Source organism: Pseudomonas sp. GD03903, from assembly GCF_029840045.1.
Taxonomy (GTDB): domain Bacteria; phylum Pseudomonadota; class Gammaproteobacteria; order Pseudomonadales; family Pseudomonadaceae; genus Pseudomonas; species Pseudomonas pseudonitroreducens.
The window spans coordinates 406,577-417,858 of sequence record NZ_JAOCBT010000004.1 but is presented as its reverse complement, the minus strand read 5'-3'; the positions used below and the strand labels follow the sequence as shown (position 1 = coordinate 417,858).

Sequence of the window (11,282 nt, the reverse complement as noted above, 5' to 3'; positions counted from 1 at the left end):
CCTACGGTTCTTGCAACATCGGCGCGAGGCCCCCTCACCCCAGCCCTCTCCCGAAGGGAGAGGGAGCCGTTCGGAGTGCTGGATCGGAAACGAAGGTAGCCGGAAAGCTCCAAGCCTCCCGAACGCAGAGGACAGTCCCCTCTCCCCTTGGGAGAGGGCTAGGGTGAGGGCCAGCCCTCGCGCGGGGCTGACCTGTAGGAGCGAGCTTGCTCGCGAACCGCCCAACCGCCCAACCGCAGGGCCGCCGGGTAATCCGTTCGCGAGCAAGAACTGGGCGTCCCCCTCGCTCCTACAAACACGCCGCCCCCAGGCACGCGAATTGCGCACACAAAAACGCCGGCCCCCCTTCGCAGGGAGCCGGCGTTTTCATATGGCCGAACGATCAGCCCAGGTTCTTGCCCAGCAACGCGTGGTACAGCTCGCTGTCGCCGAGCACGCCGACCACGCGGCTCTGCTCCTGCAGCACCAGCTTGTGGCCGGTCTGGTAGCGGATCTGCAGTGCGTCGCGCATGCGGATGTTGACGTCCACCAGGGTCGGCTCGTGCTTGAGCTTCTCCACCGGGTCGCCCGGGCGCCATTGCTGCAGGTCGATGATGTTGCTGCCCTGGCGTGCGGTCTTGATCTGGTTCGACTCGGTCAGGCCCAGCCAGCAATCGCGGCCCTGGTCGAAGCACACCTCGTCGGCCTGGCGACGGCACTGGTCCAGGCCACGCATCAGGCTCGAACCACAGAGGACGTTGAGCGGGTTGGTATGGGCGACGAAGGTACGCACGTAGTCATCCGCCGGGCTGAGCACGATTTCCTCGGGCTTGCCATGCTGGATGATGCGCCCGTCCTTCATGATCGCGATGCGCGTACCGATCTTCAGCGCCTCGTCGAGGTCGTGGCTGACGAAGACGATGGTCTTGTGCAACTGGCGTTGCAGCACCAGCAACTCGTCCTGCAACTGCTGGCGGATCAGCGGGTCCAGCGCGGAGAAAGGTTCGTCCATCAGCAGGATGTCGCCATCCATGGCCAGCGCGCGGGCCAGGCCGACGCGCTGCTGCATGCCGCCGGAGAGCGAGTCCGGGCGCTTGTCACGCCATTGCGAGAGGCCGACCAGTTCGAGCTTCTCGTCGATCACCTTCTTCCGTTCGTTGGCCGGGCGGCCCTGCATCTCCAGGCCGAAGCCGATGTTCTCGGCCACGGTCAGCCAGGGCATCAGCGCGAACTTCTGGAACACCATGGCGATGCGCTTGGTACGCATGGTCTTGAGCGTCGCCGGCGAGCAGTTGGCGATATCCACCTGCTGGCCCTCGTGCTCGATCAGCAGCTTGCCGCGGCTGACCCGGTTGAGGCCGTTGATGCAGCGCAGCAGGCTGGATTTGCCCGATCCCGACAGGCCCATCATCACGCAGATCTCGCCGCGATTGACGTCCAGGCAGGCATCCTCGACACCCAGCACCTGGCCGGTGCGCTTGAGGATTTCCTCGCGACCCAGGCCCTGATCCAGCAGCTTGAGCGCCTCCTTGGTGTGGGTGCCGAAAATCACATCCACATGTTCGAATCGAATCGCCGACATAGTGCTTACCTCCCCCGCAGCGAACGTTGCTTGCACACCCGGTCGAGCAGGATGGCGAGCAGGACGATGGCCAGACCGGCCTCGAAGCCGAGGGAAATGTCCGCGGTGTTGAGCGCGTTGACCACCGGCTTGCCGAGGCCGTCAGCACCCACCAGCGCGGCGATAACCACCATCGACAGCGACAACATGATGCATTGGGTGATCCCCGCGCCGATGCTCGGCATGGCGTGCGGCAGCTCGATGCGCGTCAGCAGTTGCCAGCGCGAGCAGCCGAAGGCCTTGCCGGCGTCCATCAGTTCCGCCGGCACGTCCTGGATACCCAGGCAGGTCAGGCGGATGGGCGCGGCGATGGCGAAGATCACCGTGGAGATCAGGCCCGGAACCACCCCCAGGCCGAACAGGGTCAGGGTGGGGATCAGGTAGACGAACGTTGGCACCGTCTGCATCAAATCCAGCAAGGGCCTGAGCCCGGTGTAGAACCAGGGCTTGTGCGCCGCCAGGATGCCCAGCGGCACCCCGATGGCGATACATACCACTGTGGCGAAGATCACCTGCGCCAGGGTTTCCATGGTCTCCTGCCAGTACCCCAGGTTGAGGATCAGCAGCAGCGAAGCCAGGGCGAATACGGCCAGGCCCCAGCTGCGCTGGATGTAGAACACCAGGAAGACCATCAGCGCGATCAGCGCCAGCGGGTTGAACCAGAGCAGGCTGTTGGTGACGCCGTGGATGAGGAACTCGAGGGTGTCGGAAATCTTGTCGAACACCGACGCGCCATGTTGCGTGAGCCAGTCGACGAAGGCGGCGATATGCTCGCCCAGCGGTAGCTTGTGGTCAGTCAGAAACATAATGCGGGCCCATCAGAAGCTTAGGGAATCGGCCAACGGCAATGACTTAGGCACTTACTTCGCGAATGCCACCTTGGCTGCCGCCAAGGCCGGTTTGCCGTCACGGGTGGTCACGCCGGCGAGCCAGGCGTCGAGCAGTTCCGGATGGTCCTTCAACCAGGCTTTGGCAGCCTCTTCGGGTTTCTTGCCCCCGTTGAGCACGGCGTCCATGAGTTTGTTTTCCATATCCAGGGTGAAGGTCAGGTTGGTCAGCAGCTTGCCGACGTTCGGACATTCCTGGGCGTAGCCCTTGCGCACGTTGGTGTAGATGGTCGCGCCGCCATAGTTGGGGCCGAACACGTCATCGCCACCTTCGAGGTACTTCATCTTGAAGCGGGTGTTCATCGGATGCGGTTCCCAGCCCAGGAACACGATCCACTGGTTGCGCCGGTCGGCGCGCCCGACCTGCGAGAGCATGCCGGCTTCGCTGGACTCCACCAGCTTGAACTTGCCCAGGCCGAACTGGTTCTTGTCGAGCATCCCCTGGACCAGGCGGTTGCCGTCGTTGCCCGGCTCGATGCCGTAGATCTTGTTGTCGAGCTTGTCGGCGAACTTGGCGATGTCGGCGAAGGACTTCAGGCCGCCGTCATAGGCCGCCTGGGTGACGGCCAGGGTGTACTTGGCGCCCTCGAGGTTGGCTTTCACCGTCTCCACCGAGCCGTTGTCGGCGTAGGGCTTGATGTCGTTGGCCATGCTCGGCATCCAGTTGCCGAGGAAGACGTCCAGGTCCTTGTTCGCCAGCGACTTGTAGGTCACCGGCACGGACAACATGGTCACCTTGGTCTTGTAGCCAAGGGATTCCAGCACCTGTCGGGTAGTAGCGGTGGTCACGGTGATGTCGGTCCAGCCGACGTCGGAGAAACGTACCGTGCCGCACGAGTCAGGTTCAGCGGCCTGAACCGCCAGCGGCGCGCAAATGGACACAGCCAGCAGCAAAGACTTGAAACCATTCATGAGCGTACTCCTCTGCGGGGTGGGGCGCCGGCGCTGCCCACAGTGGGGCGCGGCGGTCTGAATTATGGTTGGGGTCGGGAAGGACCCTTTTGTTGTCATTTCGTAAACGATCATGGAGCAGGAAAATTTCGTCGCCTACCGGGTGGGTCGCATCCAGTGCAGGCGAAGTCGTATTCAGCACCAGCCATGTCGCATCCAGTGGAAAGGCCCGGTTCCAGCGACTTGCAGAGGCCAGGATCATTCCATGGCGGCGGTTTTCTGGCCCCCTGGCGACGCGTTCGATGTACTCGGTGCGACGCCCTGCAACCAGCCATCGAGCACCTGCGGATTGGCCTTCAGCCAACTCTTGGCGGCCTGGCGCGGATTGCGTCGCTCGTTGAGCACCGCATCCATCAACTGGTTCTCCATCGCCAGGTCGAACTTCAGGTTCTTCAACAGGCGCGCCACATTGTGGCACTCCTGAAGATAGCCTGCCCTGACGTTGGTGAAGACCGTTGCTCCGCCATAGTCGGGACCGAAGTAGGAATCCCCTCCCGCCAGATAGTTCATCTGGATTCGGGTATTCATCGGGTGCGGCTCCCAGCCCAGGAACACGATCGGCTGCTTCAAGGCCCCAGCTCGCTTGACGTAGGCCAGCATGTCGGCCTCGCTGGATTCGACCAGCTTGAAGTCGCCCAGGCCGAAGGCTTTTTCCTTGATCATCTTCTGGATCAGTTGGTTGCCATCGTTGCCCGGCTCGATGCCGTAGATGCGCCCGCCCAGCTGATCCTTGAATTTTGCGATATCGGCAAAAGTCTTCAGGCCCGCCTCGTAGGCATAGCGCGGCACCGCCAGGGTGTACTTGGCGCCCTCGAGGTTGGCGCCCACGGTTTCCACCTGGCCCTTGTCGGCGAACGGCTTGATGTCGTTCGCCATGCTCGGCATCCAGTTGCCGAGGAACACGTCGATCTTCTTCTCCGCCATCGCCTTGTAGGTGTCCGGCACGGACAACCGCACCACCTGCGTGCGATAGCCCTGGTGGCTGAGCACCAGGCGGGTGACCGCCGTGGTCACGGTGATGTCGGTCCAGCCGACATCGGCGAAGCGCACCACGGCGCAGGACTCGGGTTCGGCTTCGGCGGCGCGCGCAGCGCCCGGTAGTACCACGGATAACGCCAACAGCGACGACACAAGACTCTTCATGAGGCCAGCCTCTGACTGCGGAGAAGGGGGGTGGATACGGGCGAACGCGGCCGTTCGTCGGTGGCGGATCATGGAACAGCAACCTGCCGCACGCCTATCGACCGGTCGTGGTTCACGGCACTCGCGTCGTAAAAAGGCAAGCTTTCGTCGGCCCCGGAACAGGCAACCCCGCGCCCCGCATCGGCGCGGTGCACAAGCGGCGTTATTGGATACGGCCGCGTCGCCGATGGACGCAGCCGGCGCCGGACTTGGGCCGATCATGGCCGGGCATCGCGGGCACAGGGACGTGCCTACTCATCCCTTCAAGAGATGCCCCTTCATGGATGCGCAGCTCGCCCGGAGTCCGGCATGGCAATCAGTGTGTTCGACCTGTTCAAGATCGGTATCGGCCCGTCCAGCTCGCACACGGTCGGCCCCATGCGCGCCGCTGCGCTGTTCATCGGCGCCCTGCGCGAACGGCAGATGCTCGAACGCACCAGCCGCGTGGAGGTGCGCCTGTACGGCTCGCTGTCCGCCACCGGCGTCGGCCACGGCACCGACCGCGCGGTGATCATGGGCCTGATGGGCGAATGGCCGGACCGTATCGATCCGCGCCAGATCGAACCGCGCATGGCCGCCCTGCGTGAATCCGGCGAACTGCTGCTGGCCGGCAGCCGGGCGATTCCCTTCGACTGGATCCGCGACATGCGCCTGCTCGAAGAGAACCTGCCCTACCACCCCAACGCCATGCGCCTGACCGCCATCGAAGGCGACCACGTGCTGCACAGCGACACCTACTACTCCATCGGCGGCGGCTTCGTGGTCGACGAGGAACAGGCCGCCTCCGGCAGCCTCGACACCGACAACAGCGTGCTGCCCTACGACTTCGCCAGCGCCGCCGAACTGCTCATGCTCTGCCGTCGCCACAACCTGCGCGTGTCCGAGCTGATGATGGCCAACGAGCGCGTGTGGCGCAGCGAAACCGACATCCGCGAAGGCCTCAAGGTCATCTGGCAGGCCATGCGCGACTGCGTGAACAACGGCCTGAGCCACGAAGGCATCCTCCCTGGCGGCCTCAACGTGCAGCGCCGCGCCGCGCGCCTGCACCGCAACCTGCAGGAAATCGGCAAGCCCAACGTCATCGGCTCGACGCTCTCGGCGATGGAATGGGTCAACCTCTTCGCCCTCGCGGTGAACGAGGAAAACGCCGCCGGCGGGCGCATGGTCACCGCGCCCACCAACGGCGCGGCCGGGATCATCCCGGCCGTGCTGCACTACTACATGCGCTTCAACCCCGACGCCAGCGACGACGACGTCACCAACTACTTCCTCGCCGCCGCCGCCGTCGGCATCCTGTGCAAGAAGAACGCTTCCATCTCCGGCGCCGAAGTCGGCTGCCAGGGCGAAGTCGGTTCTGCCTGCGCCATGGCCGCCGCGGGCCTCGCCGAAGTACTCGGCGCCTCGCCCGAACAGGTGGAGAACGCCGCCGAGATCGGCCTGGAGCACAACCTCGGGCTGACCTGCGACCCGGTCGGCGGCCTCGTCCAGGTTCCGTGCATCGAGCGCAACGCCATCGCCGCGGTGAAGGCCATCAACGCCGCACAGATGGCCCTGCGTGGCGACGGCCAGCACTTCATCAGCCTCGACCAGGTGATCCGCACCATGCGCAACACCGGCGCCGACATGCACGACAAGTACAAGGAAACCTCGCGCGGCGGATTGGCCGTCAGCATCATCGAGTGCTGACCCGCTATCGACCACGCCAGGCTCGGCGCGCCCCCTGATGGCGCAAGCGCAACGCCCGTCCCGACGACACAAGGGCGTTACCGTTCCGGGCACAGCTCCGCCGGTCGCGTGACCGGTGAGTGCTACCAAAAACCCCAGCCCACGATTCATGCGTATTTGCGACCTTCGAGGCGTCGCAATCCGGGCCTGCAAAAGCGGCATTCCCATGCCGTTTTCTTTTTTAATTGAACGCCCATTCAACCTAGGCACGGCATTTGCCTTGCTATTGGGTAGAGAGCAATCAGAGGAATGGCCCAGGGCGATCCCGGGGCGAATTTCCCAACAGAAGAACAAGCATAAGAAACGCCTCCAGCGAGGCGACTGTGACTAGCGTGAGGTGACTGAATGAATGCGTTCAACCCCGGAGTTCCCCCGCAAAACCGAGCTCCGCAGTCCATCGGCTTCCTGCTGCTGGACAACTTCACCCTGATCTCCCTGGCCTCGGCGGTGGAACCGCTGCGCATGGCCAACCAGCTGTCCGGACGCGAACTCTACCGCTGGCACACCCTGAGCCTCGACGGCCGCCAGGTCTGGGCCAGCGATGGCCTGCAGATCACCCCTGACGCAGCGTGCGACAGCGCCCCGCAGATGGACACGCTGATCGTGGTCGGCGGCGTCGGTATCCAGCGCAGCGTCACCCGCGAACACACCACCTTCCTCCAGGCCCAGGCGCGCCTGGGCCGCAAGCTCGGCGCCGTGTGCACCGGCAGCTGGGCTCTGGCCCGCGCCGGCCTGCTCGACGGCTACGACTGCTCGGTGCACTGGGAGTGCCTGGCGGCCATGCAGGAAGCCTTCCCCCGCGTGGCCATGAGCACCCGCCTGTTCTCCATCGACCGCAACCGCTTCACCTCCTCCGGCGGCACCGCGCCGATGGACATGATGCTGCACCTGATCGGCCGCGAGCATGGCCGCGAGCTGTCGGCGGCGATCTCCGAGATGTTCATCTACGAGCGCATCCGCAACGAGCAGGACCACCAGCGCGTGCCGCTCAAGCACATGCTCGGCACCAACCAGCCCAAGCTGCAGGAAATCGTCGCGCTGATGGAAGCCAACCTCGAAGAGCCCATCGACCTCGACGAACTGGCCGTCTACGTCAACGTCTCGCGCCGCCAGCTCGAGCGCCTGTTCCAGAAGTACCTGCACTGCTCGCCGTCGCGCTACTACCTGAAGCTGCGCCTGATCCGCGCGCGCCAGTTGCTCAAGCAGACCTCGATGTCGATCATCGAGGTCGCCTCGGTCTGCGGCTTCGTCTCCACGCCGCACTTCTCCAAGTGCTACCGCGAGTACTTCGGCATCCCGCCGAGCGACGAGCGCCAGGGCCAGCCGATCGGCCAACCGGTGATGGTCATGCCGATCCCGCAGGACCTCGCCCTCATGCCCAACTCCTCGGCCATCTCGGCCCTCAGCCAGGCCCAGGGCGAATCCACTTTCGCCAGCGTGCGGGTGCTCTGAGACGCTTTCCCGCAACCCCGAAGGGAGGCCCGGCGGCCTCCCTTCTTTCCTGCCTGTGACGCATTACTCCCCATCATTCAGATTCGTCTGAATCGCAAACCGCCCTGAATCCCGCAGTCTCCGAAGCGTCGGCCACCTCCGGCGAGCTTCGGAAGCACGGGACACATGGACACCGCCCTCGACTACCTGGCCCAGCGAACGCGGGAGCTGTACCGCACGGCCATCGAACTGAACCACTCGACGCTGACCGGCATCCAGTTGCTGCGCCAGCTCGAACGCCTGCGCCCGCAGGTCTTCGACGTCAGCCGCCACCTCACCGAGCTCTTCGGCGAGCACGCTGGCACCCTCGAACGGGCGCGGGCGGACAAAGCGGAAAAGCTCATCCTCGCCCTGCACCGACGGCTGCTCGGCGGCTACTGGCACCTGCTGCGCACCCGCCGAGCCGAGCGCAAGACCGCCGCCCTGCTGATGCAGCGCCTGGTGCGCAGCCTGCAGGAAATCCATTGCAGCTGCCTGCAGAACCACCACCCGGCGCCGCCGGGACTATGGAGCCTGCTGCACCAGGTGTATGGGCGCGCCCTGAAGCTCGAAGTCCAGCACCTGCCCATCGATGACGGCGAAGCCTTCGAACTGCACAGCCAGACCGTCGCCGGCGGCTACCTGCACTGCCTGCTGGTGGCCGGCTCCCGGCCGCTGGAGGTTCCCGCGCAATGCCTGCCGGCGCTGATCGAATCCATCCAGGTATTCGCCTCCGTCGTGCACATCCAGCCGGAACGGCCTGGTAGCCACTGGCGACTCGAACAAAAGGACGACCGTCCCTTCCTTGATCCCGGCGCTGCCAACCGCGAGCAAGGACTCGCCCTGGTGCTCGACGAACTACTGGACATGCTCAAACGCTTCGCCGCCGCGAGCACGGGCGATGCCAGCTTCGACCTGAATGCCCACTTGCTCGCCTGCTGGAGCGAAGCGGAAAGCTGCGCCGAACCCTGGCAGGTTTGCCGGGGCTTCCCTGAATTGCTGGCGCACCTGGGCGTGGCTGACGACACCCGACTCGACGCACGCCACTTCGAGCGCCAGCACCAGGTGAGCGACGTCTGGTCCCAGCACGCCGGCAACTGTGGCGGGCTGGATGAGGTCGTCGCGCACCCGCGCGATATCGAGTTCAGCCGCCCGACACTCAAGGTCAGCCTTCCAGCCACCCTGCCGTTGGCACAGCCCCGCACCACGGCGCAGCACTTCAGTGGTCACTGGGAAGACTCCCCACCGCCCGCCGTTGGCGAACTGCTTGGCATCCGCCGCTCTCCCGGAGGCTCCTGGCAACTGGCGCAGGTGGACAGCCTGCGCCTGCTTGGCGGCGACCGCTATGAACTACGCGGCGCCTGGCTCTCCTCGCAGCTGCGCCCCTGCCGCCTCAGCCTGCGCAGCAAGCTGCAGGAGAGCGCGCCACGCTATGCCCTGCTGCTGCCCGACGCGAACGGCCTGCGTGTTCTCTGCCCGACCCTGCCCCTGGATGCCGGCCGCAAGGTCACCGTGGAAGACCAGGGCCAGCGCTACCTGGCCCTGCTGGGAGAGCCGGTTGGCGACACCTTCCCGCTGACCCCGCTGGAAGTGGCTGCTGACCTGCCTTGAGTGCAGGCCCTGCCCTATGCCGCCAGCGGCAGGCTCAACTGCCACGACACCCCGACTCGCTCGCACACTCAGCCAATTCAGGCGCAGCCAGGGGAAGCTCCCGCAACCATGCAGGCGAGCCAACAGAACTGCGGCGAATGGAAACATCGGACAGCCTTCAAGAGCGGCACCTTGCCATTGAACCGTGCTCTCTGGCGCTGCATCATCGCTGGCTATCACATCACGCCAAGGAAGGACGTTGCTCGATGAAATGGCTCATGCTCGCCGCCGGCGCTCTGCTGCTCAGCGGCTGCAGCTACAACAAGACCAATCTGCACAACGAAGCCGAAGCGGCCAAGTACGATCCAGCCACCAGCGCGCGTCTGCGCATCTACTCCGCGCCCGAAAAGCTCGCCTCCTATGTCCCCGGAAAAACCTGCGAGGCCTACTTCAATCACAGGGTGAATGGCCGGCTGGTGGGCGATATCGTCACGCGCACCCACGACCCCAAGCAGCGCTACATTCTCTGGCGAACCTCCGATGTGCTGAACATGAAGGCTGAGGACTACCAGAATCAGGTAATCGGCATGCCCGCCACCGCGCACACCGAAGCCGTGAAGACTGATCGATTGGGCTACGACGAATTCGTGATCCCCGCCAACCAGCCAGTACTGGTCGATATCGGCTACATGGTCGAGAACGGCCACTGCTACCCACCGGCTATTCAGTTCGTCCCCGAGGCAGGCAAGGATTACGAGGCGAGCCTCGAGTTTCGCAAGGACAGCATCATCTCCAGCGCCAAGTGCTCCGTCGACCTTGTCGCCCTCAGCGGCAGCGGAGCCATCCAGGAAACTCGCCCAGTGCCCACCAACTATTGCGGCAATGACGGTCACGGGAATTACTTCACAGTGACGCCGTGATACAAAAAAGAAAAAAGAAAAGGGGAAAAAAGAAAAGGGGACAGATTTATTTTCGACACTCTAATCCTGACTCCGCGTCCAGCTTTAGAGTAGAAAAATAAATCCGTCCCCTTTTTGCTTTTAAGCTCTTTTCCAATCGGCACGCTCGATTCAGAAGATAGCAACCTGTAAAAAATCACTCATAAATAAAGTTTATCTTTATCTTCATGTCTTCCAAGTTTAACTCCACAAAACATTTGTTCCACGGCTTCTCTGATTCATAAAGCCCATTAACTTCGAAATAGCCTCTCAATCTAACCAGCGCATCTAACAATTCGCTATCAACCTTTGCACTGGGGGGCAGAAACCAATTCTTCACGCCACTTTTGCCAGCGTAATCAAACAATAACTTGCAATGATCTCCATCTAGGGATATTTCCGCCTCAAAAAATACAACAGCAGCATCTTCGGGCGCTATTGAAAGCAATATTTGCCCTATCTTTCGATAGATATCGTTGTCTTCAATCATGTTCCACCAAGCGCATTAACAAAAGTTTCCCTTACGGGGCGCTCAGATCCAATCTGATACGCAAGTACCCTCTGTATCTCTCAGGAGATGAGTTTATAAGTCCAGAAACATCCAGATTCTCAGCAGAGTACTCATCAATAGCTGCCTCAACAAAATAGTATTGTTCCCCAGGCAAACTACTCAGTTCATCAGCATTGGATTTTAATAGATCCGCCATCTCGTCAATAGCGATCTGATGCGAAATATAACGCGCCACCTCTTCATATGCCGAAATGTAAAGCCCATCATCTACAACACCTTCGACACCATTGAATTCCTCAAGAATTTCAGCAAGCTTCTCCTTGGAGAAGAGCCGCAATGACAAGACCCACGAGATGAACTTTAAAACGCCTCAGTGCTTGAGAGCATTATCCAAATCCTTTACTAACTCGCGAGCATAATCAACATAC

Annotated in this window: 10 protein-coding genes; 4 read left to right on the top strand and 6 right to left on the bottom strand. The window is 62.7% G+C overall.

The window, feature by feature from the left end; genetic code table 11:
* Positions 1-382 precede the first annotated feature (382 nt).
* From choV to choX, 4 genes are all read right to left on the bottom strand, one after another.
* On the bottom strand, positions 383-1,561 hold the full coding sequence (choV, locus tag N5C91_RS08905; RefSeq protein ID WP_236173620.1) for a choline ABC transporter ATP-binding protein: 1,179 nt from the start codon (positions 1,559-1,561) through the stop codon (positions 383-385).
* Positions 1,562-1,566: 5 nt separating this feature from the next.
* The gene (choW, locus tag N5C91_RS08900; RefSeq protein WP_038803445.1) at positions 1,567-2,406 is read right to left on the bottom strand and encodes a choline ABC transporter permease subunit; all 840 of its coding nucleotides are present in this window, start codon (positions 2,404-2,406) and stop codon (positions 1,567-1,569) included.
* Positions 2,407-2,460: 54 nt separating this feature from the next.
* Positions 2,461-3,399: a choline ABC transporter substrate-binding protein gene (locus N5C91_RS08895; RefSeq protein ID WP_054907626.1), complete on the bottom strand. Its 939-nt coding sequence runs from the start codon at positions 3,397-3,399 to the stop codon at positions 2,461-2,463.
* A gap of 237 nt (positions 3,400-3,636) precedes the next feature.
* A complete protein-coding gene (gene choX / locus N5C91_RS08890; protein ID WP_279829143.1) occupies positions 3,637-4,581 on the bottom strand; it encodes a choline ABC transporter substrate-binding protein in 945 nt (314 codons plus the stop codon).
* Positions 4,582-4,929: 348 nt separating this feature from the next.
* Here choX and N5C91_RS08885 point away from each other — a divergent pair, with 348 nt between their 5' ends.
* The 4 genes from N5C91_RS08885 (at position 4,930) to N5C91_RS08870 (ending at position 10,325) form a co-directional block, all read left to right on the top strand.
* Positions 4,930-6,306, top strand: coding sequence for an L-serine ammonia-lyase (locus N5C91_RS08885; protein ID WP_236202070.1), 1,377 nt, complete (start codon positions 4,930-4,932; stop codon positions 6,304-6,306).
* 384 nt (positions 6,307-6,690) lie between these two features.
* Entirely contained in the window at positions 6,691-7,797 is a 1,107-nt protein-coding gene (locus N5C91_RS08880; RefSeq protein ID WP_279829140.1) for a GlxA family transcriptional regulator, read from the top strand.
* 165 nt (positions 7,798-7,962) lie between these two features.
* Positions 7,963-9,426: a hypothetical protein gene (locus N5C91_RS08875; RefSeq protein WP_279829138.1), complete on the top strand. Its 1,464-nt coding sequence runs from the start codon at positions 7,963-7,965 to the stop codon at positions 9,424-9,426.
* Positions 9,427-9,563: 137 nt separating this feature from the next.
* A complete protein-coding gene (locus N5C91_RS08870) occupies positions 9,564-10,325 on the top strand; it encodes a hypothetical protein (RefSeq protein ID WP_279829136.1) in 762 nt (253 codons plus the stop codon).
* A gap of 175 nt (positions 10,326-10,500) precedes the next feature.
* On the opposite strand, the gene N5C91_RS08865 is transcribed toward N5C91_RS08870, so the two are convergent.
* Both N5C91_RS08865 and N5C91_RS08860 read right to left on the bottom strand, forming a co-directional pair.
* On the bottom strand, positions 10,501-10,833 hold the full coding sequence (locus N5C91_RS08865; RefSeq protein ID WP_236175793.1) for a hypothetical protein: 333 nt from the start codon (positions 10,831-10,833) through the stop codon (positions 10,501-10,503).
* 31 nt (positions 10,834-10,864) lie between these two features.
* Positions 10,865-11,197, bottom strand: a complete 333-nt coding sequence (locus tag N5C91_RS08860) for a hypothetical protein (RefSeq protein ID WP_279829134.1) — start codon at positions 11,195-11,197, stop codon at positions 10,865-10,867.
* Positions 11,198-11,282: the final 85 nt, after the last annotated feature.

Excerpts from the sequence above, each read along its gene's own strand:
- choV (WP_236173620.1), bottom strand. The coding sequence starts at position 1,561 with ATGTCGGCGATTCGATTCGAACATGTGGATGTGATTTTCGGCACCCAC.
- choW (WP_038803445.1), bottom strand. The coding sequence starts at position 2,406 with ATGTTTCTGACTGACCACAAGCTACCGCTGGGCGAGCATATCGCCGCC.
- N5C91_RS08895 (WP_054907626.1), bottom strand. The coding sequence starts at position 3,399 with ATGAATGGTTTCAAGTCTTTGCTGCTGGCTGTGTCCATTTGCGCGCCG.
- choX (WP_279829143.1), bottom strand. The coding sequence starts at position 4,581 with ATGAAGAGTCTTGTGTCGTCGCTGTTGGCGTTATCCGTGGTACTACCG.
- N5C91_RS08885 (WP_236202070.1), top strand. The coding sequence starts at position 4,930 with ATGGCAATCAGTGTGTTCGACCTGTTCAAGATCGGTATCGGCCCGTCC.
- N5C91_RS08880 (WP_279829140.1), top strand. The coding sequence starts at position 6,691 with ATGAATGCGTTCAACCCCGGAGTTCCCCCGCAAAACCGAGCTCCGCAG.
- N5C91_RS08875 (WP_279829138.1), top strand. The coding sequence starts at position 7,963 with ATGGACACCGCCCTCGACTACCTGGCCCAGCGAACGCGGGAGCTGTAC.
- N5C91_RS08870 (WP_279829136.1), top strand. The coding sequence starts at position 9,564 with ATGGAAACATCGGACAGCCTTCAAGAGCGGCACCTTGCCATTGAACCG.
- N5C91_RS08865 (WP_236175793.1), bottom strand. The coding sequence starts at position 10,833 with ATGATTGAAGACAACGATATCTATCGAAAGATAGGGCAAATATTGCTT.